Annotated in this window: 21 protein-coding genes and 1 riboswitch; of the genes, 6 read left to right on the top strand and 15 right to left on the bottom strand. The window is 56.7% G+C overall.

The features are described from left to right. Window positions 1-75: 75 nt before the first annotated feature. The 4 genes from polB to araB form a co-directional block, all read right to left on the bottom strand. A complete protein-coding gene (gene polB / locus AC1VYI_RS21100; RefSeq protein ID WP_134866814.1) occupies window positions 76-2,433 on the bottom strand; it encodes a DNA polymerase II in 2,358 nt (785 codons plus the stop codon). A gap of 116 nt (window positions 2,434-2,549) precedes the next feature. Next, window positions 2,550-3,245, bottom strand: a complete 696-nt coding sequence (gene araD / locus AC1VYI_RS21095) for an L-ribulose-5-phosphate 4-epimerase (RefSeq protein ID WP_045355118.1) — start codon at window positions 3,243-3,245, stop codon at window positions 2,550-2,552. Between the two features lie 47 nt (window positions 3,246-3,292). Continuing rightward, entirely contained in the window at window positions 3,293-4,795 is a 1,503-nt protein-coding gene (gene araA / locus AC1VYI_RS21090) for an L-arabinose isomerase (protein ID WP_023310371.1), read from the bottom strand. A gap of 10 nt (window positions 4,796-4,805) precedes the next feature. Continuing rightward, window positions 4,806-6,515, bottom strand: a complete 1,710-nt coding sequence (araB, locus tag AC1VYI_RS21085; RefSeq protein WP_023310372.1) for a ribulokinase — start codon at window positions 6,513-6,515, stop codon at window positions 4,806-4,808. A 338-nt stretch (window positions 6,516-6,853) separates the two neighbouring features. Here araB and araC point away from each other — a divergent pair, with 338 nt between their 5' ends. Next, on the top strand, window positions 6,854-7,699 hold the full coding sequence (gene araC / locus AC1VYI_RS21080) for an arabinose operon transcriptional regulator AraC (RefSeq protein ID WP_023310373.1): 846 nt from the start codon (window positions 6,854-6,856) through the stop codon (window positions 7,697-7,699). A 128-nt stretch (window positions 7,700-7,827) separates the two neighbouring features. Then, window positions 7,828-8,595 (top strand): DedA family protein, encoded by a 768-nt coding sequence (locus AC1VYI_RS21075; protein WP_023310374.1) that lies wholly within the window; start codon window positions 7,828-7,830, stop codon window positions 8,593-8,595. A 32-nt stretch (window positions 8,596-8,627) separates the two neighbouring features. Here the strand turns inward: AC1VYI_RS21075 and thiQ are convergent, their stop codons facing one another. From thiQ to sgrR, 4 genes are all read right to left on the bottom strand, one after another. Next, the gene (gene thiQ / locus AC1VYI_RS21070; RefSeq protein ID WP_023310375.1) at window positions 8,628-9,329 is read right to left on the bottom strand and encodes a thiamine ABC transporter ATP-binding protein ThiQ; all 702 of its coding nucleotides are present in this window, start codon (window positions 9,327-9,329) and stop codon (window positions 8,628-8,630) included. Beyond that, on the bottom strand, window positions 9,313-10,923 hold the full coding sequence (gene thiP, locus AC1VYI_RS21065; RefSeq protein ID WP_134866813.1) for a thiamine/thiamine pyrophosphate ABC transporter permease ThiP: 1,611 nt from the start codon (window positions 10,921-10,923) through the stop codon (window positions 9,313-9,315). The genes thiQ and thiP overlap by 17 nt, the downstream gene beginning before the upstream one ends. After that, a complete protein-coding gene (gene thiB, locus AC1VYI_RS21060; RefSeq protein WP_134866812.1) occupies window positions 10,899-11,882 on the bottom strand; it encodes a thiamine ABC transporter substrate binding subunit in 984 nt (327 codons plus the stop codon). Before thiB ends, thiP begins: the two co-directional genes overlap by 25 nt. 31 nt (window positions 11,883-11,913) lie before the next feature. Then, window positions 11,914-12,014, bottom strand: a riboswitch (TPP riboswitch). A gap of 36 nt (window positions 12,015-12,050) precedes the next feature. Then, the gene (sgrR, locus tag AC1VYI_RS21055; RefSeq protein WP_059445787.1) at window positions 12,051-13,706 is read right to left on the bottom strand and encodes an HTH-type transcriptional regulator SgrR; all 1,656 of its coding nucleotides are present in this window, start codon (window positions 13,704-13,706) and stop codon (window positions 12,051-12,053) included. 88 nt (window positions 13,707-13,794) lie between these two features. On the opposite strand from sgrR, the gene sgrT reads away from it, so the two are divergent. Together sgrT and AC1VYI_RS21045 are read left to right on the top strand one after the other, a co-directional pair. Further along, window positions 13,795-13,947, top strand: a complete 153-nt coding sequence (gene sgrT / locus AC1VYI_RS21050) for a glucose uptake inhibitor SgrT (protein ID WP_023310379.1) — start codon at window positions 13,795-13,797, stop codon at window positions 13,945-13,947. Window positions 13,948-14,066: 119 nt separating this feature from the next. Next, window positions 14,067-15,245: a sugar efflux transporter gene (locus AC1VYI_RS21045; RefSeq protein ID WP_023310380.1), complete on the top strand. Its 1,179-nt coding sequence runs from the start codon at window positions 14,067-14,069 to the stop codon at window positions 15,243-15,245. A gap of 48 nt (window positions 15,246-15,293) precedes the next feature. Here AC1VYI_RS21045 and AC1VYI_RS21040 read toward each other — a convergent pair whose 3' ends face one another. The 7 genes from AC1VYI_RS21040 to leuL all read right to left on the bottom strand — a co-directional run bounded on the left by AC1VYI_RS21040 (window position 15,294) and on the right by leuL (window position 21,894). Beyond that, window positions 15,294-15,875: a cytochrome b/b6 domain-containing protein gene (locus AC1VYI_RS21040; protein ID WP_045400998.1), complete on the bottom strand. Its 582-nt coding sequence runs from the start codon at window positions 15,873-15,875 to the stop codon at window positions 15,294-15,296. A gap of 106 nt (window positions 15,876-15,981) precedes the next feature. Then, window positions 15,982-16,872, bottom strand: a complete 891-nt coding sequence (locus AC1VYI_RS21035) for a cation diffusion facilitator family transporter (protein WP_134866811.1) — start codon at window positions 16,870-16,872, stop codon at window positions 15,982-15,984. Window positions 16,873-17,034: 162 nt separating this feature from the next. Beyond that, entirely contained in the window at window positions 17,035-17,640 is a 606-nt protein-coding gene (gene leuD / locus AC1VYI_RS21030; RefSeq protein ID WP_039260825.1) for a 3-isopropylmalate dehydratase small subunit, read from the bottom strand. A gap of 10 nt (window positions 17,641-17,650) precedes the next feature. Further along, window positions 17,651-19,051 (bottom strand): 3-isopropylmalate dehydratase large subunit, encoded by a 1,401-nt coding sequence (leuC, locus tag AC1VYI_RS21025; protein WP_047742830.1) that lies wholly within the window; start codon window positions 19,049-19,051, stop codon window positions 17,651-17,653. Window positions 19,052-19,053: 2 nt separating this feature from the next. After that, the gene (gene leuB / locus AC1VYI_RS21020) at window positions 19,054-20,145 is read right to left on the bottom strand and encodes a 3-isopropylmalate dehydrogenase (RefSeq protein ID WP_134866810.1); all 1,092 of its coding nucleotides are present in this window, start codon (window positions 20,143-20,145) and stop codon (window positions 19,054-19,056) included. Continuing rightward, a complete protein-coding gene (leuA, locus tag AC1VYI_RS21015; RefSeq protein WP_226483426.1) occupies window positions 20,145-21,716 on the bottom strand; it encodes a 2-isopropylmalate synthase in 1,572 nt (523 codons plus the stop codon). Before leuA ends, leuB begins: the two co-directional genes overlap by 1 nt. Before the next feature lie 91 nt (window positions 21,717-21,807). Further along, window positions 21,808-21,894, bottom strand: coding sequence for a leu operon leader peptide (gene leuL / locus AC1VYI_RS21010; protein ID WP_071786497.1), 87 nt, complete (start codon window positions 21,892-21,894; stop codon window positions 21,808-21,810). Between the two features lie 606 nt (window positions 21,895-22,500). On the opposite strand from leuL, the gene leuO reads away from it, so the two are divergent. After that, complete coding sequence (leuO, locus tag AC1VYI_RS21005; protein ID WP_029741223.1) at window positions 22,501-23,445, top strand: transcriptional regulator LeuO; 945 nt, start codon at window positions 22,501-22,503, stop codon at window positions 23,443-23,445. A gap of 380 nt (window positions 23,446-23,825) precedes the next feature. After that, the gene (gene ilvI / locus AC1VYI_RS21000) at window positions 23,826-25,550 is read left to right on the top strand and encodes an acetolactate synthase 3 large subunit (RefSeq protein WP_134866809.1); all 1,725 of its coding nucleotides are present in this window, start codon (window positions 23,826-23,828) and stop codon (window positions 25,548-25,550) included.

Genomic DNA, 25,550 nt, shown 5'->3' with positions numbered 1-25,550 from the left:
AAGACGGTCATCGAAAAATGGGTCCGGGAATGGAAAGGGCGCTATGGTACTGGATGGCAGCCATTTCGTCACGCGTCAAAATAGGCCAAGTTGCCCTGTCACTAGTGTAGCAAAATCATCGTCGATGAAGGGCAAAATTCCGTCGGCAACCGGCTGAAGCTGACGCGTCAGATAGTGTTCGTAATCCAGAGGAGAATGCTGATAATCCACGGGTTCCGGGCCGCTAGTGGTCCAGACGTATTTAATGGTTCCCCGGTTTTGATATTGCGGCGCGCGGCCACGGCGGACGTTTTCTTCATCCGCCAGACGCGCGGCGCGTACGTGCGGAGGAACGTTGCGCTGGTACTCCGCCAGCGGGCGGCGCAGGCGCTTGCGGTATACCAGCTGCGCGTCAAGTTCGCCCGCCATCAGGCTGGCTATCGTCTCGCGCACGTAGTCCTGATACGGCTCATTGCGAAACACCCGCAGATAGAGCGTCTGCTGGAACTGCTGCGCCAGCGGCGTCCAGTCGGTACGTACCGTCTCCAGCCCTTTAAAAACCATCCTCTGCGCGTCACCTTCCTGAATCAGCCCGGCGTAGCGCTTCTTGCTGCCCTGATCGGTGCCGCGAATGGTGGGCATTAAAAAGCGGGCGAAATGGGTTTCAAATTCCAGCTCCAGCGCGCTGGTTAACCGCTCTTTCTGCAAATGTTCCTGCCACCAGTCGTTCACGAAGGCGACCAGCGCTTTGCCGATTTGCGCGGCGTCGTCTTCAGAGTGCGCGCCCTTAAGCCACACAAAGGTGGAGTCGGTGTCGCCGTAGATGACGTCATAGCCCCGGGACTCAATCAGCGCTTTGGTCTGGCGCATGATCTCGTGCCCGCGCATGGTGATCGAGGAGGCCAGACGCGGATCAAAGAAGCGGCAGGCGCTGGTGCCCAGCACGCCGTAAAAAGCATTCATAATGATTTTTAGCGCCTGAGAAAGGGGCTTGTTGCCGTGGCGCTTGGCCTCATCGCGGCCGTGCCAGATGTTTCCCACGATTTCAGGCAGGCAGTGTTTTTCCCGCGAGAAGCGTGCGCCGAGGAAGCCTTCGGTGCTGTGCTCATCATCAGGCTGGGCCAGGCCTTCCACCAGCCCGACGGGGTCGATCAGGAAGGTGCGGATAATCGACGGGTAGAGGCTTTTGTAATCCAGCACCAGAACGGAGTCATACAATCCTGGCCGGGAGTCCATGACGTATCCGCCGGGGCTGGCCTGCGGCGGCACGTCCCCGAGGTTGGGGGCGACGTATCCTGCCCGATGCATCCGCGGAAAATAGAGGTGGCTAAAGGCCGCTACGGAGCCGCCGTGTCTGTCGACGGCCAGGCCGTTTACCGTCGCGCGCTCCAGCAGGAACGGCATAATCTCGGTTTTGTGGAAGATCTGCGTGACCAGCTCGCAGTCTTTCAGGTTATAGGTGGCGAGCGCGGGTTTGTCTTCGTTAAAGCGCCGGTCAATTTCGTCCATTCTGTCCCAGGGGTTGTCGATGGATTTGCCTTCGCCAAGCAGCTCCTGCGCGACGGCTTCCAGGGAGAATGAAGAGAAGTTCCAGAAGGCGGATTTTAGCGCCTCGATGCCGTCGATAATCAGGCGACCGTTAGCCTGCGCGAAGAAAACGCCGTTCTTAAAACCGTGTTCGCGCCATTCCAGCTCGCTGTTTCCGCGCCCCAGCATCAGCGGGATGCGGTAGCGCTCGGCGTGTTTTTGCAGCACGCGCAGGTCAAACTGCACCACGTTCCAGCCGATCAGGACGTCGGGGTCGTTGTCTGCAAACCACTGGTTAAGCTTCTCCAGCAGCTGCGGGCGGCTGTTGACGTACTCAAGCCGGAAATCCAGCGCGGAGGCATCGCCATTCGGCGGCCCGAGCATATAGACAACCCGATCGCCGCAGCCTTCCAGACCGATGCAGTACAGTTCGCCGTGGCGGGTGGTTTCAATATCCAGTGAGACCCACTTCAGCGGCGGGCGGTAGTGCGGATTGGGCTTCAGGCGCGCGTTAACGAGGCTGCCGCTATGATCGGTGCCGTCGACCCAGACGGGGGCAGTAATAAACCGCTCCATCAGAAAGCGTTCCGGTGGGCGAATATCCGCCTCGTAGAGCGTCACGCCCGCCTCGCGGAGCAGCTTTTCATAGCGCATCAGCTGACGATGGGCGCGACAGTAGAGGCCGTAAACCGGCTGGCGTTGGAAATCTTTCAGCTCAAGCGGGGTGATGCGCCAGCCGTTTTCGCCGCGCAGCAGCTGCTTCACCTTCTCGACGTGGGCTTCAGGAATAAAGGCAACGGATTCCTGCGGGGGCAGCGTAACGTGCAGCGGACCGCTGTCGGTTGCCAGCCAGAACGCGACCTCGGTGCCCTGAGGGGTATCCCGCCAGTGTCGGGTCAGTAAAAAACCTTCTTGCGCCTGCGCCACGCCGTTATCCCAGAAAACAAAACCAGGCCTGATTATAGCCTGGTTAAGGTTGTTTTGCTGGGGTTTTATACAGTATCTGTTTTGCCAGATTGCGCTGCGCTTGTCCAGCCTGCAAACTACTGCCCGTAATAGGCCTTCGCGCCGTGCTTGCGCAGGTAATGCTTATCCAGCAGGGTTTGCTGCATATCCGGCAGCTGCGGCGCCAGCTGGCGACAGAAGATCCCCATATAGGCGACCTCTTCGAGCACGATGGCGTTATGCACCGCGTCTTCTGCGTTTTTACCCCAGGCAAACGGGCCGTGGGAGTGCACCAGCACGCCGGGCATCTGCGCCGCGTCGATCCCCTGTTTTTCGAAGGTTTCGACAATCACATTCCCCGTTTCCCACTCGTACTCACCGCCGATCTCCGCATCGGTCATCAGACGCGTGCAGGGAATGGTACCGTAGAAGTAGTCCGCGTGGGTGGTGCCGGTCGCCGGGATGGACTGGCCCGCCTGCGCCCAGATGGTGGCGTGGCGCGAATGGGTATGCACGATGCCGCCGATGCTCGGGAATGAGCGGTACAGCAGGCGGTGAGTCGGCGTATCGGAGGACGGTTTTTTCTTACCTTCGACCACTTCGCCGGTCTCGAGGCTGACAACGACCATATCGTCTGCGGTCATCATCGTGTAATCCACGCCGGAAGGCTTAATCACCAACACGCCTTTTTCGCGGTCAACGGCGCTGACGTTGCCCCAGGTCAGGGTGACCAGATTATGTTTCGGCAGCGCCAGGTTGGCTTCGAGAACCTGACGTTTGAGATCGTCTAACATTGTTGTCTCCCTGCCCGGTGAGCGTAGCGTCACCGGGCATTCCGTACTTAGCGTTTTGAACCGTAATAGACTTCGTTCCAGCGCAGCGCGTCCTTGAAGGCGGGCAGGCGGGTATCGTTATCAATCACGGTCAGCTCGATATCGTGCAGCTCGGCGAACTGACGCATGTCGTTCAGATCAAGGGCGTGGCTGAACACCGTGTGGTGCGCGCCGCCGGCCAGGATCCATGCCTCAGAGGCGGTTGGCAGATCAGGCTGCGCTTTCCACAGGGCGTTGGCGACCGGCAGTTTCGGCAGAGAGTGCGGCGTTTCAACCGCATCGACGCAGTTCACCAGCAGGCGGAAGCGATCGCCCAGGTCGATCAGGCTGGCGTTGATGGCCGGGCCCGTACGGGTGTTGAAGATCAGGCGCGCCGGATCGGCTTTACCGCCGATGCCGAGGTATTGCACGTCGAGGATCGGTTTCTCTTCCACGGCGATCGTCGGGCACACTTCCAGCATGTGCGAGCCGAGCACCAGGTCGTTGCCGTTTTCGAAGTGATAGGTGTAGTCCTCCATAAAGGAGGTGCCGCCCTGCAGACCGGTCGACATCACCTTCATGATGCGAAGCAGAGCGGCAGTTTTCCAGTCGCCTTCGCCCGCAAAGCCGTAGCCCTGCTGCATCAGACGTTGTACCGCCAGGCCCGGCAGCTGTTTCAGGCCGTGGAGGTCTTCAAAGGTAGTGGTAAAGGCGTGGAAGCCGCCCTGTTCCAGGAAGCGCTTCATGCCCAGCTCGATGCGCGCCGCGTCCAGCACGTTCTGACGCTTGTCGCCGTTGATTTGTGCCGCAGGCGTCAGGCGGTAGCTGCTTTCGTACTCGTCCACCAGCGCGCTCACGTCGCCGTCGCTGATTTCATTCACCACCTGCACCAGGTCGCCCACGGCCCAGGTATTTACGGAGAAGCCGAACTTGATCTGCGCGGCCACTTTGTCGCCGTCGGTGACCGCCACTTCACGCATGTTGTCGCCGAAACGCACCACTTTCAGATGGCGGGTATCCTGTTTGGATACTGCCTGGCGCATCCAGGAGCCGATACGCTGTTGCGCTTTGCCATCCTGCCAGTGGCCGGTGACCACCGCGTGCTGCTGGCGCATACGCGCGCCGATGAAGCCGAACTCGCGGCCGCCGTGCGCGGTCTGGTTCAGGTTCATAAAGTCCATGTCGATGCTGTCCCACGGCAGGGAGGCGTTGAACTGGGTATGGAACTGCAGCAGCGGTTTGTTGAGGATAGACAGGCCGTTGATCCACATTTTGGCGGGTGAGAAGGTGTGCAGCCACACCACCAGACCGGCGCATTTATCGTCGTAGTTGGCGTCGCGGCAGATGTGGGTAATTTCATCCGGCGTGGTGCCCAGCGGTTTCAGCACCAGTTTGCACGGCAGTTTAGCTTCCGCATTCAGCGCGTTAACGACGTGCTCCGCGTGTTTCGTCACCTGCTGCAGCGCTTCCGGTCCGTACAGATGCTGGCTGCCAATCACAAACCACACTTCATAGTTATTAAAAATGGTCATCATCGTGTCCTTAATGGGTCAGGGTTGCCGTAGTGTCCGCGGTGCTTTTGGCCGGGGCGGCGACAGGGAGATAGTGAAGTTCGGCGCTTTTTGCCCATTGCTGGTAGCGCTGATAAAGCTGTTCAAAGCGCTGTGCCTGTTGGGTGCGCGGCTGGAGCGTGTTTTCGACGGCGCTCGCCATATGCTGCTGTGCGGTCGGGATGTCGGCATGGACGCCCGCGGCCACGGCGGCGAAAATCGCCGCGCCCAGCGCGCAGCACTGATCGGAGGCCACAATCTGCAGCGGACGGTTCAGCACGTCGCAGCAGGCCTGCATGATCACCGGGTTTTTACGGGCGATGCCGCCCAGCGCCATCACGTTGTTCACGTCGATGCCCTGCCCGGTGAAGCACTCCATAATGGCGCGGGCACCGAAGGCCGTTGCGGCAATCAGACCGCCGAACAGCGCGGGCGCGTCGGTCGCCAGGTTGAGATCCGCGATCACCCCTTTCAGGCGCTGGTTGGCAAACGGCGTGCGGCGGCCGTTAAACCAGTCCAGCACCACCGGGAGGTGATCGAGAGACGGATTTTTGGCCCAGGCGTCGGTAAGCTGCGGCAGAAGCTGCTTTTTGCTGTCGGCTATCTGGGTTTTCAGTTCAGGATGCGCCGCCGCCAGCCGATCCAGCGGCCAGCCCAGCACGCGGCCAAACCAGGCGTAGATATCGCCAAACGCGGACTGACCGGCTTCCAGACCGATAAAGTCCGGCACCACGCTGCCGTCAACCTGGCCGCAGATGCCTTTCACCGCGCGGTCGCCGACGGTGGCTTTATCCGCCGTCAGGATGTCGCAGGTGGAGGTGCCGATAACTTTCACCAGGGTGTTTGGCTGTGCGCCCGCACCCACGGCGCCCATATGGCAGTCAAAGGCGCCGCCGGAGATGGCCACGTTCTGAGGCAGGCCGAGGCGCGTCGCCCACTCTTCGCAGAGGGTGCCGACCGGAATATCAGCGGTGAAGGTGTCGGTAAACAGCGGGTACGTCAGGCTCTTGTTGATGATCGGATCGAGCTCGTCGAAGAACGTAGCCGGAGGCAGACCGCCCCAGCTTTCGTGCCACAGGGATTTATGCCCGGCGCTGCAGCGGCCGCGGCGGATATCCTGCGGGCGAGTGGTGCCGGAGAGCAGGGCAGGCACCCAGTCGCACAGCTCAACCCATGACGCCGCAGCCTGCGCAACGGCTGCGTCGGCACGGGTGACGTGAAGGATCTTGGCCCAGAACCATTCGCTGGAATAAATCCCGCCGATGTAGCGCGAGTAGTCTGTCTTGCCCGGCTGATGGCACAGGCGCGTAATGGCTTCAGCCTCTTCTACGGCGGTGTGGTCTTTCCACAGCACGAACATGGCGTTCGGGTTGTCGGCAAACTCCGGGCGCAGCGCCAGCACGCGGCCTTCGGCATCCACAGGGGCCGGCGTGGAGCCGGTGCTGTCGACGCCGATTCCGACAATCTCAGCCCGCTGGGCGTCGGTCAGTTCAGCCAGAACGGTTTTGATCGCCGCTTCCATCGACTCGATATAGTCACGCGGGTGGTGACGGAACTGGTTGTTAGGCGCATCGCAGTAGCGCCCCTCTTGCCAGCGCGGGTACCACTCAACGCTGGTTGCTATCTCCTGGCCGGACGTACAGTCCACTGCCAGCGCGCGAACCGAATCGCTGCCAAAATCGAGGCCAATCGCAATTGCCATGGTGTTGCTCCATCGAAAAAACAGGTATGGAAGAACATTAGAGACTGGGGAAAAAAGTCGTCAGGCAGGATCCGCTAATCTTATGGACTAAATTGCTGTTACAACGGAAAGTGTGACGCCGTGCAAATATTCAATGTGGACATTTCTGCCGCACTTATAGACACTTTTGTTACTGGTTATCTGCCTGCTCTGGCGGAGAAATCAGGGGGGAAAGGCTGAAACATGGCGGACGTAAAAGCGGCGTGATGCTTTTTGGATCTTTTCGCGGGCCATTTTAAAGCTGCTTTTAGTGATATGGACAATTGGTTTCCTTCAGGACCCTTGGGAGAACTGAATCTATGGCCGAAACGCAAAACGATCCCCTGCTGCCGGGATACTCGTTTAACGCGCACCTTGTGGCGGGACTGACCCCTATCGAGGCTGAGGGATACCTCGACTTTTACGTCGACCGACCGCTCGGCATGAAAGGGTATATCCTCAATCTGACCGTGCGAGGAGAAGGGATCATCAAGAACGGTGACCAGCAGTTTGTCTGCCGCCCCGGCGATATCCTGCTGTTCCCGCCGGGGGAGATCCACCACTATGGCCGTCATCCCGATGCCAAAGAGTGGTATCACCAGTGGGTCTATTTCCGTCCGCGCGCCTACTGGCAGGAGTGGCTTTCGTGGCCAGCTATTTTTGCGCACACCGGTTTTTATCGCCCGGATGAGGTTCATCTGGCGCAGTTTCGCGAGCTTTTTGCGCAGATTATCGAGGCGGGACAGGCCGGTGGTCGCTACGCCGAACTGCTGGCGATTAACCTGCTCGAACAGCTGCTGCTTCGCCGCATGGAGGCGATTAACGAGTCGCTTAACCCCCCGCTGGACAACCGCGTGCGCGACGCCTGCCAGTACATCAGCGACCACCTGGCCGATAGCCAGTTTGATATCGCCAGCGTTGCTCAGCACGTCTGCCTGTCGCCGTCGCGGCTGTCGCATCTTTTCCGCCAGCAGCTGGGCGTCAGCGTATTGAGCTGGCGCGAGGATCAGCGCATCAGCCAGGCGAAGCTGCTGCTCAGCACCACCCGGATGCCGATTGCCACCGTGGGGCGTAACGTGGGCTTTGAGGATCAGCTCTATTTCTCCCGGGTATTTAAAAAATGCACCGGTGCCAGCCCGAGCGAATTCCGCGCGGGATGTGAATAAACGGTAAAAAAAGATAAACAAACAGGTGAATGCAGAAAGCAACCTGTAAACTATTCAGACAATTGTTGCCTTGACGCGGTGCGGGGCGCTAAGCAGAATCGCTGATTCGTTTTCTGACCGGAATAGTTATGCAGGCATTGCTGGAACACTTTATTACCCAGTCCGTTATGTACTCGCTCATCGCCGTGGCGCTGGTGGCGTTTCTGGAATCGCTGGCGCTGGTTGGGCTGATCCTGCCCGGCACCGTGATGATGGCAGGGCTTGGGGCGCTGATTGGCAGCGGCGAGGTTAATTTCTGGCAGGCGTGGCTGGCCGGGATAATCGGCTGCCTGCTCGGTGACTGGATCTCCTTCTGGCTGGGCTGGCGCTTTAAGAAGCCGCTGCACCGCTGGTCGTTCATGAAAAAGAACAAAGCCCTGCTGGATAAAACCGAGCATGCGCTGCATCAGCACAGCATGTTTACCATCCTCGTCGGCCGCTTTGTCGGGCCAACGCGTCCGCTGGTGCCGATGGTGGCGGGGATGCTGGATCTGCCCGTCGCAAAATTCGTGGTGCCGAACATTATCGGCTGCGTCTTCTGGCCGCCGTTCTACTTCCTGCCGGGGATCCTCGCGGGCGCTGCCATCGATATTCCTGACGGTATGCAAAGCGGTGAGTTTAAGTGGCTGCTGCTGGGCACGGCTGTGCTGCTGTGGCTGGCGGCATGGCTCTGCTGGCGGCTGTGGCGCAGCGCGAAAGCCAGCGTCGATCGTCTGACGCGCTATCTCCCGCGCACTCGTCTTTTGTGGCTGGCCCCGCTGACGCTGGGTGTGGCCGTGGTAGCCCTGGTCGCGCTGATTCGCCACCCGCTGATGCCGGTGTACGGTGAGATTTTATTGAAAGTGGTGAGCCGTTAAGGACTTTTTCCCTCTCCCTGTGGGAGAGGGCATCAGACGGCACGAATGCCCAACAGTGAAGACGCCCCCGCTTTACCGCTCAGCAGTTCTTCTGTTTTTCCATCCCACAAAATACGCCCTTCGGCAATCACTACCGATCGCGGGGCGATGCGGGCAGCATCCTCAATACTGTGTGAAACCATCAGCATCGTCAGCTGCTGGCGCTGACAGACGTCCTGCACCAGGGCGAGCATCTCCTGGCGCAGCGCGGGATCGAGCGCCGAGAACGGCTCATCCAGCAGCAGGATCGGCTGCTCGCGGACCAGACATCGCGCCAGCGCCACGCGCTGACGCTGGCCGCCGGAAAGCTCGCCCGGGAGCCTGTCGATGAACTCGTTGATCCCCATCTGGGCGGCAATGATCTCCAGCTTCTGACGCTGGGCATCGTTCAGCCTGAGTCCCGGATGCATTCCCAGCGCGATGTTTTGCCGCACCGTCAGGTGGGTAAACAGGTTGTTTTCCTGAAACAGCATTGAGACCGGACGTTTTGCGGGCGGCGTGTGGGTATGATCTTGATTGTTAATGGCGATCGCACCGCTTGCCGGCTGCAGAAAACCCGCAATCAGATTAAGCAGCGTGCTTTTTCCCGCGCCGCTTGGGCCAAGTACGGCGATCATCTCCCCCTGGCGCACGGAGAGCGTGAAGCGCATCGGCAGATGCTGATAAAGCCAGGTTACATCAGTCAGTTTTAACATCACGCCCCGGAAGTTTCTCGATAACGGTAAATAAGGCAAAGCACAGCAGCAGCAGTAACAGTGCGGTGACCGCGCCGTCCTGGCTGCGGTAAGAGCCGATTTGCTGATAGAGCCAGTATGGCAGCGTGCGGAAATCGTCATTGCCGAACAGCGCCACGACGCCAAAGTCTCCAATAGAGAGCACGCAGGCAAACGCCAGCGCCTGCGCCAGCGGACGTTTCAGTGCGCGCAGTTCGACCACCTTCAGCCGCTGCCAGCCCTGCATGCCCAGCGACTGGCACAGCAAACCGTAGCGGCTGTTGACGTCGCGCATCGGGTTTTCCAGCACTTTGAGCGCGTAAGGGATGGCCATTAAGGCGTTGGTAAAAATCACAATGCCGTCGGCGCTTTCCGGCAGGCCGACGGTGCTGTTGAACAGTAAAAAGAAGCCCGTCGCCAGCACGATGCCCGGCATCGCCAGAATCAGCATGCCCGTCAGCTCCAGCATTTGCCCGGCCTTACGGGCCTGACGCGCGTAGAGTTCGCGGCTGCTCCACAGCAGCATCATGGTCAGCATGATGCACAGTAACCCTGCCGCCAGCGCGATACGCAGCGAGGTCCAGGTCGCCTGCCAGAGGACGGGCTGTTGCAGGACGGAGATGAGATTGAGGTTCAGTCCGTCAACGATAACGGCCATCAGCGGCGGCAGCAGAAGCAGAAGCGCCAGCGCGATCAGGATAAAATCGGTAACGCGGCTGTGCAGGCTGTCCTGCGGATCGCGCCAGCCGGTTATTTGATTACTGCCCGCGGGAATGGCTTTACTCAGCCGCTGGCTCAACAGGACCAGCACAAGGCAGCACGCCATCTGCACCATCGCCAGCAGCGCGGCGCGACCGGGATCGTAGTCGTAACTCAGTGCCTGGTAAATCGCCAGCTCAATAGTGGTGGCCTGCGGCCCGCCGCCGAGCGACAGCACGGTGGCAAAGCTGGCAAAGCAGAGCATAAAGATTAACGCCGCGACGGGCGGGATCTGACGGCGCAGCCACGGCCATTCGACAAAGCGGAAGAATGACCAGCCGCGCATGCCGAGCTGAGCCGCAATCTGGCGCTGTTCGCCGGGAATATTTTCCAGCGCCTGCAAAAAGAGGCGCGTCGCCATCGGCATATTGAAAAACACGTGCGCCAGCAGAATGCCCTGCAGTCCGTAAGGCGAGAATGACCATTCCAGACCAAGCTGGCCGAACAGCGAAGCCAGCCAGCCCTGGCGACCGTAAACGCTGAGGATCCCAAATACCGCCACCAGCACGGGCAGGATCAGCGTCATGGCACAAAGGCGAAGCAGCGCCTCTCTGCCTGGGAAACGCCGACGATACAGCGCGCGCGCCAGGAAAATAGCCGGGATCGCCGACAGCAGGGCAGAGAGAGACGCCTGCCAGAAGGAGAACCGGATAACGTGCCAGAGGTAGCTGTCGTGCCAGAGGGCGAGCAGGTCGCTCTCTGGCGCGTTGAACCACAGCGCAAGAAAAGCCCCCAGGCTGACCGCCACCATCACTGTGGCGGCGAGCAGCCCGGGAAGTAACCAGCCGGGAATCAACGGCTGACGGCGCGTTGCCATTCACTTACCCATGCTGCACGCTGCGCGGCGACCTGCTGCGGCGTAAACTCCAGCGAGGTGTTTGGTTTGGTCAGTTGCTCGAAACCTGCGGGCAGGGTAACGTTCGTGACCGGATACATCCAGTTGCCTGCGGGAATCGCATTCTGGAAAGCCGGTGAAACCATAAACTTCAGGAACTTCTCGGCCAGCTCCGGCTGTTTGCTGGCAGCGGTACGCGCGGCCACTTCCACCTGCAGATAGTGCCCTTCAGCAAAATTAGCGGCAGCGTAGTTATCTTTCTTCTCGGCGATAATGTGGTAGGCCGGAGAGGTGGTGTAGCTCAGCACCAGGTCGCTTTCGCCTTTCAGGAACAGGCCATAGGCTTCGCTCCAGCCTTTGGTGACGGTGACGGTTTTAGCGGCCAGTTTCTGCCACGCCTCCGGCGCTTTATCCCCGTAAACCTTTTGCATCCACAGCAGCAGGCCCAGGCCTGGCGTACTGGTGCGCGGATCTTCATAAATCACGCGCCATTTCTGGTCACTTTCCACCAGCTCTTTCAGGCTCTTCGGCGGGTTTTTCAGCTTATTTTTGTCGTAAACAAAAGCAAAGTAGCCATAGTCGAACGGCACAAAGGTGTCGTTTTTCCAGCCTCCCGGCACGTTAACGGCCTCTGCCGCGACGCCGCTTTTGGCAAACAGTTTGGTCTGCGAGGCGGCTTCCAGCAGGTTGTTATCCAGCCCGAGCACCACGTCGGCCTTGCTGTTTTTCCCTTCCATGCGCAGACGGTTGAGCAGCGATACGCCATCTTCCAGCGCCACGAACTTCAGTTCGCAGTTACAGTCCGCTTCGAAAGCTTTTTTGACTACCGGGCCAGGGCCCCAGTCGGCAGAGAAGGAGTCATAGGTGTAGACCGTCAGGACGGGCTTCGCAAAAGCAGGCAGCGCAAACAGCGCCAGCAGGGGGAGAACTTTTTTTAACACTTTGCACCTCAAAGTTGAGTGGCAAAGGATTTTGAGAGACAGCCTCAAATCCCTTCGCCGGCGTTATCCGGATCAGGTTCGACGGGTATTATCTCAGCGCACATCTGTGATGCAGCACCCCGTTGAGAACGGCGCTATTGTAATGATTTGGTGAATATTACGAAAGCGTTATGGCTCCGGCGGCGCAAACCAGGCGGATTTAAAATCAAACCAGCCCAGGGTGTTCATCCGCAGGCCGCGCATGCTGCGCTGGCCCTGGATCATCAGCCAGTGGTGGATCAAGGGTACGATCGCCTGCTCGGCCAGCAGCTGCTGGCACCACGCTGCAAGATTCATTTCGCCCGCGCGCCACAGGGCGGCGTCCTGCTGCCAGTCACGGTCGATGCAGTGCTGGATCAGCGGGACTTCATACAAATGCGAGAAAAGGGAAAAATCGAGCGGCAGGGTAAAGTTGGCGCTGTTGAGCCAGATATCACTGGCGATCTCCCCCTGATGCCATTCGTCATAGTCCACTTCCCTGACCTCTAACCTGACCCCCTCGGCTGCCAGCAGCCGGGTCATGATTCTGGCGATAAAACGATGCTCCACGTGCTCGCGGTAGTAGGTCAGGGTGATGGACTCCAGCCCTGCGGGTTTGTCGCAGTGCACCGGGCGGGCGTGGTGCCAGCGCGGAAGCAGGCCGTACGCCGGGAACCAGTATGTCTGGTACTGCTCTTCCGCATGGTAAATCAGATTGGAAGGGGACAAAACGTGGCTGATCCACTTGCGGACGGCCTGATTTGCCCCACGGTGGGTGCGGCGGTCAAACAGGAGATAGTAACACCCTTCCTCGAGGCGACTCTCCACGGCTTTTTCTCCCGTGGTGGGGCCTTCCAGCGTCAGCCCGCAGCTCAGGTCTTCATTGAGATCCGGCAATACCCAGACGTTCACTTCGTCGATCAGCGCCCGATAGCCAAAGTAGTCGTCGAACGCGCGGATTTTCAGCTGGTTGCTGTTATTGCGGGACACGGAGTAAGGCCCGGTGCCAATCGGCAGGCTGGCAAAGTTGTTCATTGATTCCCACTCGCCGGGCAAAATCATCGACGGCACATAGCCCAGCAGCCAGGGAAGCCACTTATCCTGCTGCGACAGCTCAATATCCAGCGTCCAGGCCGTGGGCGAGTGGACGCGGGAGATATGCGAGTAGAGTGGGAGCCTGCGGGCACGTTCCAGGGAGGCGATAACGTCGTGCATTTCCAGCTCGCGGCCGTGGTGAAAGTGGATACCGGGGCGTAAAAAAAAGCGCCAGTGAAGCGGGGAAACCTGCTGCCAGTGGTGCGCGATATCCGCCTCCAGTTCCCCGTTTTCCTCATTTATCCGCGTCAGGCCGCTGAAGATTTGCCGGGCCATGTGGGTTTCAGAGCGGCGTAAGGCCGTGCCGGGCAACAGATTTTTCATCGGGCGATAGTAGAGCACCCGCAGAATGTGTCGGCCCTGACGAAAGCTGCGCCCGAGGTGGGAAACCAGCATCTGGCGCACGGCGGCTTTGTCGCCCACCAGCTGTACCAGCTGATCGATGCGATCCTGCTCGAGCAGATCTTCCGCGCGCTGCTGCTGCAGCGCCAGCCCGGTATAGAGGAAAGTCAGCCGCGAGCGTTTGCCGCGTCCCGCCTCCGCTTCCCAGCTTAACCAGCCCTGCTGCTGCATGGTGTTGAGCAGCGTGCGCATATGGCGGCGGGAGCAGCTAAGCAGGTCAGCCAGCTCGTTGAGCGTGGTCTCCTGCGATTGCCCCTCGCAGCACTGCCAGAGGCGGATAAACTGTTGTTGCAGACGACCGGAAGGCATAAAAGGGGAACTCCTGACAAAAAACCAGCAATTTATTTATCCCTATATTAGGCCAATAATTTTCCCCGATGAAGCGAGGAGGTAAATTATGAAGAGGTCTACCGCACGTCAGTTCTATCAGCAGTACTTTTCAGCGACAAAAGGAGCGTCCTGGCTGGCCCGCCGGTGTGCAGAGCAACGGCTGAAAACGTTAGAAGAATTGATGCAGTGGGACGTTACAGCCCCGACCTCTTCCCGCTAACTCGCCTCGATCATGTGTGACTGAGTATTGGTGCTTATCACCCGCCAGCAAAATGTTTTTGCTGGCTTTTTTCGTTTACTATTCACCCAATTTCGATTCGCTTTCACAAGGACTTGCGCATGCTGTGGTTGATGACGATGGGGCGACGCCTGAACGGCGTGTATGCCGCTTTTATGCTGGTGGCCTTTATGATGGGCGTGGCGGGGGCGCTGCAGGCCCCGACGCTGAGCCTGTTTCTCAGCCGCGAGGTGGGGGCGCAGCCGTTTTGGGTCGGCCTGTTTTACACCGTTAACGCCATTGCCGGGATCCTGGTCAGCCTCGCGCTGGCGAAACGATCGGACAGCCAGGGCGATCGCCGCAGGCTGATCCTCTTTTGCTGCGCCATGGCCGTGGGTAACGCGCTGCTCTTTGCCTTCAACCGTCATTATCTGACGCTCATTACCTGCGGCGTGCTGCTGGCGTCGCTGGCGAACACCGCCATGCCGCAGCTGTTCGCGCTGGCCCGTGAATATGCGGATAACTCGGCGCGGGAAGTGGTGATGTTCAGCTCGGTGATGCGCGCCCAGCTTTCGCTGGCGTGGGTCATTGGCCCGCCGCTGGCCTTCATGCTGGCGTTGAACTACGGCTTTACCACCATGTTTTCCATCGCCGCCGGGATTTTTGTCATCAGCCTGGCGCTTATTGCCTTCGCGCTGCCGTCCGTGGCGCGCGTCGAACAGACGACGGATAAACCTGTCACCGAAGTGAGCGGCTGGCAGGACAAAAACGTCCGCATGCTGTTTATTGCCTCCACGCTGATGTGGACCTGCAACACCATGTACATCATCGATATGCCGCTGTGGATCAGCAGCGATCTGGGCCTGCCGGACAAGCTTGCGGGGATCTTGATGGGAACTGCCGCCGGGCTGGAAATTCCGGCAATGATTCTGGCGGGTTACTACGTTAAGCGGTTTGGAAAGCGCAGGATGATGATCGTCGCCGTGGCGGCCGGGGTGCTGTTCTACGCGGGGCTGATCCTTTTCCATTCGCGGGAAGCGTTGCTGGCGCTGCAGCTGTTTAACGCCGTGTTTATTGGGATTGTTGCCGGGATCGGCATGCTCTGGTTTCAGGATCTCATGCCCGGCCGTGCCGGCTCGGCGACCACGCTTTTTACCAACAGCATTTCAACCGGGGTGATTCTGGCGGGCGTGATTCAGGGGGCGCTGGCGCAAAGCTACGGCCATGCGTCTGTCTACTGGATGATTGCGGCGCTATCCGTCGTGACGCTTCTGCTAACCTGCCGCGTAAAAGACGTGTGATCGGATGAACGAAACGGAGCCCGGGAACGCCGGGCTCTGTGAACCGTTTTATTCTGAATACTGATATTTACGCTGCGCTCGTAGCGTCAGGTACATATGAACGAGGCCCATGAAGCCGTGTGCCCAGAAATATGTCTCAATAAAGACCGTCAGGAATTTATGCAAATCTAAGACGGATTCCGTGACGGACGAAACCGGCCCGAGCGTGGCGTTCAGCACGAACCAGGCCGCGCCGCAGAGTGCAACGCCCAGCAGCGCCAGCACGCCCAGACCTTGCACCGTTGCCGCCATACCGCCAGCATGCGCGTCAGGAAGCTGACGCTGCGCGAGGGTGCGAATATCGTCAACAATTCCGCGAAAATCCAGCGCCAGCCAGGCGAAGTAATACTTAAATCCGCGCTGGGTTAACATCCATGCCATCATGGCAATGCCACAAAAAATTAAACCAAATCCGGAGATAACATGGATCCAGGTGACAATTCCGTTCAGCCCGGATTCGTGGAGGGCTTCACTTTCGGTGAAATTAGAATTGATAATCTGGGCCAGGACCAGTACGGCCACAAGAATGTGCAGTATGCGAAGAAAAGGCGTTTCTTTATGGGGAAGCGTATCGCGTAATGTTGGTTTCATCGCATTTTACCTCAATAATGAGAGAGCTGATGCGATGCAGTGTGACGCAGATTAATTAACGAAACCTTAACGATAGGTTGCGTCACACTGTATTTATGCGTTTCGATTAGCGGGCAGGATCAATATGCGTCATCACGTTCAGCACATTGAATTTTTGCATCACGTTATTTCTGGCATTAACGGCAATCTGATGTCCTTCTTTTACGCTTAATTCGCCGTTTACTTCCAGATGAACATCGACAAGGGCTAAATCACCCATCTTGCGGGTTTTTAAATCATGGAGTCCGGTGACGCCCTCGGTTGCGAGAAGACACGTTTTGATGTCGTGCTCCAGTTCGGGCTCCAGCGAGCGGTCCATCAGGTCGTGCAGGGCATCGGCAGCAAATTTGTAACCCATATGGGCGATGAAAATCCCGACAATCAGGGCCGCAATGAGGTCCATCGCGTGAAAACCCACTAAATTCCCGGCAATGCCGATGGCGACAACCACTGACGACGCTGCGTCAGAACGGGCGTGCCAGGCATTGGCTATCAGCAGCGAGGACTGAATACGTTTTCCCGTGGCAAACATGTATCTGAACAGGCTTTCCTTTACCACCAGCGCCAGAATCGCCACCCACAAGGCGGCCCCTTTCACCAGCTGATGCGTCTCGGGGTGAAGCAGTTTATTCCCTGCGGACCAGAGCATCCCGACCCCCACAAGCAGCAGAATAGCGCCAATAATGAGCTTTGCACCGTTTTCGAAACGCAGATGACCGTAATGATGATCGATATCAGAGGCTTTCTGACTCTTTTTATTCGCAATCAGAACGACAAAGTCGGAGGATAAATCGGAAAGAGAATGAATTCCATCAGCAATTAAACCTTGTGAGCCGGAAAATATTCCTGCAACTATCTGAAAGGCAGTGAGTAAACTATTTATTATTACGCTTACTAATGTGCATTTATGTATTTCCCGAGAACGGATATGAGACTCATTGCCATTTTTCTTTTCCATGATTGTTTCCGCTGCCAGCTGATTGAGCGGTTATTCTGCGCAGGAAACATTAAATTGACATTAAATATAACGTCATTAGTGGCTGGGTTTGGGAAGTATTTACAGAAGGAGTCGGGTATCAAGATAAAACGCGGCCTGCAGAGTGGACTGCAGGCCGGAGGATTATTTCATAAATGCAGGTTGTTTGTTTTCGTAAGCGGCAATCGCCGCGTCGTGCTGGAGAGTTAAACCAATGCTGTCCAGACCGTTCAGCATGCAGTGACGGCGGAAGGCATCAATGCTGAAGCTGTAGGTCTTATCCCCGGCTTTCACCACTTCGGCTTCCAGATCCACTTCAAACGAAATGCCCGGATTCGCCTTAACCAGCGCGAACAACTCATCGACCTGTTCATCGCTCAGCGTGACGGGCAGCAGCTGGTTGTTGAAGCTATTGCCGTAGAAGATATCCGCGAAGCTAGGGGCAATGACCACTTTAAAACCGTAGTCGGTGAGCGCCCACGGCGCGTGTTCACGGGATGAGCCGCAGCCAAAGTTTTCGCGTGCCAGCAAAATGGAGGCGCCTTTGTATTCCGGGAAGTTCAGAACGAATTCCGGATTAGGCACTTCGCCCTTATCGTCCAGGAAACGCCAGTCGTTAAACAGATGTGCGCCGAAACCGGTACGCGTTACTTTCTGCAGAAACTGTTTAGGAATAATAGCGTCAGTATCGACGTTAGCGGCGTCCAGCGGGACAACCCGGCCCGTATGTTGGGTAAATTTCTCTGCCATGATTGTCTCCTTATTTCAGGCTGCGAATATCGGCGAAATGGCCGGTGACTGCCGCAGCGGCTGCCATTGCCGGGCTGACCAGATGGGTGCGCCCACCGCGGCCCTGACGGCCTTCAAAGTTTCGGTTGCTGGTGGAGGCGCAGCGCTCGCCCGGATTCAGGCGATCGTTGTTCATGGCCAGACACATGGAGCAGCCGGGCAGGCGCCACTCGAAGCCCGCTTCGATAAAGATCTTATCCAGACCTTCGGCTTCCGCCTGGGCTTTCACCGGACCGGAGCCAGGTACCACCAGCGCCTGCACGCCCGGTGCCACTTTGCGGCCTTTGGCAATCTCGGCGGCGGCACGCAAATCCTCGATACGGGAATTGGTGCAGGAACCGATAAAGACTTTATCAATGGCGACATCGGTCAACGGCACGCCGGGCTTCAGTCCCATATAGGCCAGCGCTTTTTCGGCACTGGCGCGCTCGACCGGATCGGTAAAGGATGCCGGGTCAGGGATATTGTCGTTAACGGAAATCACCTGGCCCGGATTGGTGCCCCAGGTCACCTGAGGCGCAATCTCTTCTGCCTGCAGCGTGACGACGGTGTCAAACGTTGCCCCATCGTCGGTTTTCAGGGTTTTCCAGTACGCTACCGCGTCGTCAAAATCCTGATCTTTCGGCGCGTGCAGACGACCCTTCACGTAGTTGAAGGTGGTTTCGTCCGGCGCTACCAGACCGGCTTTTGCGCCCATCTCAATCGCCATATTGCACAGGGTCATGCGTCCCTCCATGCTCAGCGCCTGGATGGCTTCCCCGCAGAATTCAACAACATGACCGGTGCCGCCCGCGCTGCCGGTTTTACCGATGATGGCCAGCACGATGTCTTTTGCGGTAATACCCGGTGCGGCTTTACCCTTCACTTCAATCTTCATGGTTTTGGCGCGGCCCTGTTTCAGGGTCTGCGTTGCCAGAACATGTTCCACCTCGGACGTGCCAATCCCGAATGCCAGAGCGCCAAACGCGCCGTGGGTCGCGGTATGGGAGTCCCCGCAGACGATGGTCATGCCCGGCAGGGTGATCCCTTGCTCAGGCCCCATCACGTGGACGATCCCCTGGTATGGATGGTTCAGGTCGTACAGCTCAACGCCAAACTCGTTGCAGTTCTTAATCAGCTCCTGCATCTGGATACGGGCCATCTCACCCGAGGCATTAATGTCTTTGGTCTGGGTGGATACGTTGTGATCCATCGTCGCGAAGGTTTTACCCGGCTGACGTACCGGACGCTTGTGCGCCCGCAGGCCGTCAAATGCCTGAGGAGAGGTCACTTCGTGCACCAGATGACGGTCAATGTACAGCAGCGGGGTTTCGTTTGGCGCCTCGTAAACAACGTGCGCATCAAACAACTTTTCATATAACGTCTTAGCCATGATTACACCCCTTCAGCGACATAGCGGGCAATGATGTCGCCCATTTCATCGGTACTGACTGCCGCCGTGCCGCGTGCTAAATCGCCGGTACGGACGCCTTCTTCTAACGCCCGGTTAATGGCGTTTTCAATTGCGGTTGCTGCATCGCCTGCATCCAGGCTGTAGCGCAGCAGCAGGGCCAGGGAGAGGATCTGCGCAATAGGGTTGGCAATGTTTTTGCCTGCAATATCCGGCGCGGAGCCGCCCGCAGGCTCGTACAGGCCAAAGCCTTCTTCATTCAGGCTTGCGGAGGGCAGCATGCCCATCGAGCCGGTGATCATCGCGCACTCGTCAGAGAGGATATCGCCGAACAGGTTGGAGCACAGCAGCACGTCAAACTGGGACGGATCTTTAATCAGCTGCATGGTCGCATTGTCGATGTACATGTGCGACAGCGCGACGTCCGGGTACTCCCTAGCGACTTCACTGACGATCTCGCGCCACAAAATGGAGGACTGCAGCACGTTCGCTTTATCAATGGAGGTTACTTTATGGCGGCGTTTGCGCGCCGACTCGAAAGCGATGTGGGCGATACGTTCGATTTCGAAACGGTGATACACCTCGGTGTCGAACGCTTTCTCGTGTTGTCCGCTGCCTTCGCGGCCTTTTGGCTGACCGAAGTAGATCCCGCCGGTCAGTTCACGCACGCACAGAATGTCGAAACCGTTGGCGGCGATATCCGCGCGCAGCGGGCAGAACTCTTCCAGACCCTGATACAGCTTCGCCGGACGCAGGTTGCTGAACAGCTTGAAATGTTTACGCAGCGGCAGCAGCGCGCCGCGCTCTGGCTGCTCTGCCGGCGGCAGGTGTTCCCATTTCGGGCCACCGACGGAACCAAACAGCACGGCATCGGCATTTTCGCAGCCTTCCAGGGTCGCTTTTGGCAGCGGCGTGCCGTGGTTATCAATCGCAATACCGCCCACGTCATAGTGGCTGGTGGTGATTTTCATCGCAAAACGCGCGCGAACGGCTTCCAGTACTTTCAGCGCCTGTGCCATCACTTCCGGACCAATACCGTCGCCCGGCAACACAGCAATATGGTAATTCTTCGACATTACACGGTTTCCTTGTTGTTCTCTTTATTCTGAGCTTTGCGTTGCAACTCTTTTTCGACTTCGGCGGCGCGCCAGATGTTGTTCAGCACATGCACCATCGCTTTCGCGGAGGATTCAACGATATCGGTCGCCAGGCCCACGCCATGGAAGCGGCGGCCATTGTGGGTAACAACAATGTCGACCTGACCCAGTGCATCTTTGCCGTGGCCCTTGGCCGTCAGGTCATATTTCACCAGCTCAACGTCGTACTCGGTGACGCGATTAATCGCCTGGTAGATGGCATCGACAGGGCCGTTACCGTTAGCGGCCTCTGCTTTAATTTCATCCCCGCAGGCCAGTTTGACCGAGGCGGTTGCGATGTCGCTGGAGCCGGACTGCACGTTGAAGTAATCCAGACGGAAGTGCTCCGGCTCTTCCTGCTGCTTGTTAATAAAGGCCAGCGCTTCCAGGTCATAGTCGAACACCTGACCTTTTTTGTCGGCCAGCTTCAGGAACGCGTCGTACAGCTGATCCATGTTGTAATCGCTGTCCTTATAACCCATCTCTTCCATACGGTGTTTAACCGCGGCGCGACCGGAACGGGAGGTCAGGTTCAGCTGTACCTGATTCAGGCCAATGGATTCCGGAGTCATGATTTCGTAGTTTTCACGGTTCTTCAGGACGCCATCCTGGTGAATACCGGAGGAGTGCGCGAAGGCGCCGGTACCGACAATCGCTTTGTTAGCCGGAATCGGCATGTTGCATATCTGGCTGACGGTCTGGCTGGTGCGCCAGATTTCGTTGTGATTGATGCGGGTGTGCACGTCCATGATGTCTTTGCGCACTTTGATCGCCATGATCACCTCTTCCAGCGAACAGTTGCCCGCGCGTTCGCCGATGCCGTTCATCGCGCCTTCTACCTGACGCGCGCCGGCGTGTACCGCGGCGATGGCATTGCCCACGGCCAGACCCAAATCATCGTGGGTGTGGACGGAGATAATTGCCTTATCAATATTCGGCACGCGGTCATACAGGCCGGTGATGATGTTGGCGAACTCAAACGGCATGGTGTAGCCGACTGTGTCCGGGATGTTGATGGTTTTCGCACCCGCGTTGATGGCGGCTTCCACAACGCGTGCCAGGTCTTCGATTGGCGTACGGCCCGCATCTTCACAGGAGAATTCAACGTCATCGGTATAGTTGCGTGCGCGCTTAACCATGTAAACCGCACGCTCAATCACCTCATCCAGCGTGCTGCGCAATTTGGTTGCGATGTGCATAGGCGAGGTGGCAATAAAGGTGTGGACACGGAACGCTTCGGCGACCTTCAGCGACTCGGCGGCGACGTCGATGTCTTTCTCTACGCAGCGCGCCAGGGCACAGACGCGGCTGTTTTTAATGGTGCGCGCAATGGTCTGTACGGATTCGAAATCACCCGGGGAAGAGACAGGGAAACCGACCTCCATCACGTCGACACCCATACGTTCGAGAGCCAGCGCGATCTGCAGTTTCTCTTTTACACTCAGGCTTGCCTGTAATGCCTGTTCACCGTCACGTAAAGTAGTATCGAAAATAATGACTTGCTGGCTCATGGGTTAGGTCCTTGTCAGTCTTAGGGCGCCTTGCTACGAGCATAAAAAAACCCGCGCAGTGGCGCGGGTTTTTAGTCTTACTGGTGACGATTCAACGCTGAATTTCGCCCGCCAGTCTACCGCGCACAGTGGATGCGTTTAGTAGTAGTAGACCGGTGAAACGAATGGTGCGTGTCATGAATCGTGCTCCGTTAAATTCAATATGCTTTTAGTGGTACTGGATACGGCTGTTCATGTCAACCCCTGAGGATGAAAACGGGCCCGACAGACGGAATCAACAGGATATTCACTTTAGCTAATTGTGCTGGTTTTAGCTTTTCCTGCCCGACTAATTGTCTAATTTTGGACTTAAGAAAAGAGTTGCAGAAACAAATGAATATAATTGTTTAAAAATGAGTGAAATGTCATGAAGAGGATGCTTTATGCTTAAAGAGTTTGGATATCATTAAGTTATAAATGCAGTGAATCTATTTCTGAGTGCTAAAAAACGAACAGAGATAACAGGTTGTTAACTAACTGTAGGGAGATAGCAATAACAGTTTAATAATGCTTAAGTCATCATTAACCTGATGGCAATTGTATATTTGTTTGGTTTATGGTTTCATTCAGATCCTAAAGTCAAACATATCTTTTTTGCTCATTAATTTTCGTTAGTATAGAGTCTTTATATATTCCGAATTTTAAATAATTCTCTTTCGCTGATCGTATTTGCATGATAAATCATATTTTTCGAGATTATTACAGTACGTTGGCAAAGGAGTGTAGCGTGACAGTGGAGTCAGAAGTGCCAGAAAATAATATTAAACAGTCTCAAGCTACTGATGGGATTAAACCGCAGTTACGCACGGTGGATCTGAATCTTCTGACGGTGTTTGATGCGGTTATGCAGGAACAGAATATCACCCGCGCGGCTCAAGCGTTGGGGATGTCACAACCTGCGGTGAGTAATGCCGTCGCCAGACTTAAGCTCATGTTTAACGACGAATTATTTGTTCGCTACGGGAGGGGGATCCAGCCTACGGCACGCGCATTCCAGCTGTTCGGCTCCATCCGCCAGGCGTTGCAACTGGTCCAAAATGAGCTGCCGGGATCGGGCTTTGAACCTTTAAGCAGCGAGCGCGTATTTCATCTTTGTGTCTGCAGCCCATTAGATAATTATTTAACGTCAATAATCTATAATAAAGTTGAAGAGATCGCACCAAATATCCATCTTGTTTTTAAATCATCTCTGAATCAAAACACGGAACATCAGTTACGCTATCAGGAGATCGAATTCGTTCTGGGATATGAAGAGTTCCGTCGTCCGGAATTTTCCTGCGTGCCGCTGTTTAAAGATGAAATGGTTCTGGTCGCCAGTAAAAAACACCCGCGCCTGAATTCTCCGCTGCGAGAAAACGATGTTTATAACGAGCAGCACGCCGTTGTTGCGCTCGACAGATATGCTTCCTTTAGCCTGCCGTGGTATGACACTGCGGATAAACAGGCGAGCGTGGCTTATCAGGGCATGGCCATGGTCAGCGTATTAAACGTGGTTTCCCAGACACAGCTGGTGGCAATTGCGCCGCGCTGGCTGGCAGAAGAGTTTTCTGACCCTTTAAATCTGCAAATTTTGCCTCTGCCGCTCAAGCTAAATAGCCGTACCTGTTATCTTTCCTGGCATGAAGCGGCGGGCCGGGATAAAGGGCATCAGTGGATGGAAGAGTTGCTGGTTGGCATCTGCCGCCGGTAAACGCATCAGGATAAATCGCATTGGTTTATGTGATTTATCCTGAGTTTTTCAGAATACTTGCTATTTTGTTCTGTGAATCTTTTTTTCTGACTGCTCTCCGGCGCGCAAAAATAGATGATTTCCTGCATTGTCGCGGTTTTCAGCGATGATTTATCACCCCATCCTCTATTCCCAGAGGAATTAACCATATCTTCTGATAACGGCTGCTTTTTCTGCTTTACGCAGCGTTTATCTCACCGGGTTTGCTAATTGCCTGCCTCATAACGAGCGGTTAAGGTAAAGAACACTCTGCAAAATATAAGATTGGTTTATCCCAATCGTAAGACGGTGCGGAAATGAATTCGGCAGTCCGTCTATAACAAAATGCCTGGAGGCAAAGCATGGAGATGTTGTCTGGCGCGGAAATGGTCGTTCGGTCGCTGATCGATCAGGGCGTAAAGCAAGTGTTCGGCTACCCTGGCGGTGCGGTCCTCGATATTTATGATGCGCTGCATACGGTTGGGGGCATTGACCATGTTCTGGTACGTCACGAGCAGGCGGCGGTACACATGGCTGACGGCCTGGCACGTGCGACGGGTGAAGTGGGCGTGGTATTAGTCACGTCCGGCCCCGGCGCGACAAACGCCATTACCGGCATTGCGACGGCCTATATGGACTCCATTCCGCTGGTGATCCTCTCCGGGCAGGTAGCAACCTCGCTGATTGGCTACGATGCGTTTCAGGAGTGCGACATGGTCGGGATTTCGCGTCCCGTTGTGAAGCACAGCTTTCTGGTCAAGCAAACAGAAGACATTCCCGGCATACTGAAAAAAGCCTTCTGGCTGGCGGCGAGCGGACGCCCGGGACCGGTGGTGGTCGATCTGCCTAAAGATATTCTCAACCCGGCAAACAAGCTGCCTTATGTCTGGCCGGAATCGGTCAGCATGCGCTCTTATAACCCCACAACGCAGGGGCATAAAGGTCAGATCAAGCGAGCGTTGCAAACGCTTCTGGCCGCCAAAAAACCGGTGGTCTATGTCGGTGGCGGGGCGATCAACTCTGCCTGTGAAGCCCAGCTTCGTGAACTGATTGAAAAGCTTAACCTTCCCGTTGCGTCGTCGCTGATGGGGCTGGGGGCGTTCCCTGCCACCCATCGTCAGGCGCTGGGGATGCTGGGTATGCACGGTACCTATGAAGCCAACATGACAATGCATCATTCCGATGTGATCTTTGCCGTCGGCGTGCGCTTTGACGATCGCACCACTAACAACCTGGCGAAGTATTGTCCGAACGCCACCGTGCTGCACATTGATATCGATCCAACGTCAATTTCAAAAACGGTGTCGGCTGATGTGCCGATCGTCGGCGATGCCCGTCAGGTTCTGGAGCAAATGCTGGACCTGCTGACCCAGGAGAGTGTAACCCAGCCGCTGGATGAGATCCGCGACTGGTGGCAGCAGATTGAACAGTGGCGCGCGCGTCAGTGCCTGAAATATGACACGCAAAGTGAAAACATTAAGCCGCAGGCGGTCATTGAAGCGGTGTGGCGACTGACGAAAGGTGAGGCGTACGTGACCTCAGACGTGGGGCAGCATCAGATGTTTGCCGCCCTGTATTACCCGTTTGATAAACCGCGACACTGGATCAACTCCGGTGGTTTAGGAACCATGGGCTTTGGTCTGCCCGCCGCGCTGGGCGTGAAGCTGGCGCTGCCGAATGAAACCGTCGTCTGCGTGACCGGAGACGGCAGCATTCAGATGAACATCCAGGAGCTGTCTACCGCGCTGCAATATGAACTGCCGATACTGGTGCTGAACCTGAATAACGGCTACCTCGGGATGGTGAAGCAGTGGCAGGATATGATCTACTCTGGCCGACATTCTCAGTCCTACATGCAATCTCTGCCGGATTTTGTTCGTCTTGCTGAAGCTTATGGCCATGTAGGCATGCGGGTGACGGATCCGGCCGAGCTGGAAACGAAGATTGCCCAGGCGCTTGAGCACGTTAAAAGCAACCGCCTCGTCTTTATGGATGTGATTGTTGATGGAACCGAGCACGTTTATCCGATGCATATTCGGGGTGGTGGTATGGATGAAATGTGGTTAAGCAAAACGGAGAGAACCTGA

The organism is Enterobacter sp. QK-SA4 (assembly GCF_056856775.1).
Note: the sequence above shows the minus strand (reverse complement) of the source record. Positions and strands in the feature narration are given on the sequence as shown.

Excerpts from the sequence above, each read along its gene's own strand:
- leuB (WP_134866810.1), bottom strand. The coding sequence starts at position 20,145 with ATGTCGAAGAATTACCATATTGCTGTGTTGCCGGGCGACGGTATTGGT.
- araC (WP_023310373.1), top strand. The coding sequence starts at position 6,854 with ATGGCCGAAACGCAAAACGATCCCCTGCTGCCGGGATACTCGTTTAAC.
- AC1VYI_RS21040 (WP_045400998.1), bottom strand. The coding sequence starts at position 15,875 with ATGAAACCAACATTACGCGATACGCTTCCCCATAAAGAAACGCCTTTT.
- thiQ (WP_023310375.1), bottom strand. The coding sequence starts at position 9,329 with ATGTTAAAACTGACTGATGTAACCTGGCTTTATCAGCATCTGCCGATG.
- AC1VYI_RS21075 (WP_023310374.1), top strand. The coding sequence starts at position 7,828 with ATGCAGGCATTGCTGGAACACTTTATTACCCAGTCCGTTATGTACTCG.
- leuA (WP_226483426.1), bottom strand. The coding sequence starts at position 21,716 with ATGAGCCAGCAAGTCATTATTTTCGATACTACTTTACGTGACGGTGAA.
- leuD (WP_039260825.1), bottom strand. The coding sequence starts at position 17,640 with ATGGCAGAGAAATTTACCCAACATACGGGCCGGGTTGTCCCGCTGGAC.
- araB (WP_023310372.1), bottom strand. The coding sequence starts at position 6,515 with ATGGCAATTGCGATTGGCCTCGATTTTGGCAGCGATTCGGTTCGCGCG.
- AC1VYI_RS21045 (WP_023310380.1), top strand. The coding sequence starts at position 14,067 with ATGCTGTGGTTGATGACGATGGGGCGACGCCTGAACGGCGTGTATGCC.
- AC1VYI_RS21035 (WP_134866811.1), bottom strand. The coding sequence starts at position 16,872 with ATGGAAAAGAAAAATGGCAATGAGTCTCATATCCGTTCTCGGGAAATA.
- sgrR (WP_059445787.1), bottom strand. The coding sequence starts at position 13,706 with ATGCCTTCCGGTCGTCTGCAACAACAGTTTATCCGCCTCTGGCAGTGC.
- araA (WP_023310371.1), bottom strand. The coding sequence starts at position 4,795 with ATGACCATTTTTAATAACTATGAAGTGTGGTTTGTGATTGGCAGCCAG.
- sgrT (WP_023310379.1), top strand. The coding sequence starts at position 13,795 with ATGAAGAGGTCTACCGCACGTCAGTTCTATCAGCAGTACTTTTCAGCG.
- ilvI (WP_134866809.1), top strand. The coding sequence starts at position 23,826 with ATGGAGATGTTGTCTGGCGCGGAAATGGTCGTTCGGTCGCTGATCGAT.
- leuL (WP_071786497.1), bottom strand. The coding sequence starts at position 21,894 with ATGACACGCACCATTCGTTTCACCGGTCTACTACTACTAAACGCATCC.
- thiP (WP_134866813.1), bottom strand. The coding sequence starts at position 10,923 with ATGGCAACGCGCCGTCAGCCGTTGATTCCCGGCTGGTTACTTCCCGGG.
- araD (WP_045355118.1), bottom strand. The coding sequence starts at position 3,245 with ATGTTAGACGATCTCAAACGTCAGGTTCTCGAAGCCAACCTGGCGCTG.
- leuC (WP_047742830.1), bottom strand. The coding sequence starts at position 19,051 with ATGGCTAAGACGTTATATGAAAAGTTGTTTGATGCGCACGTTGTTTAC.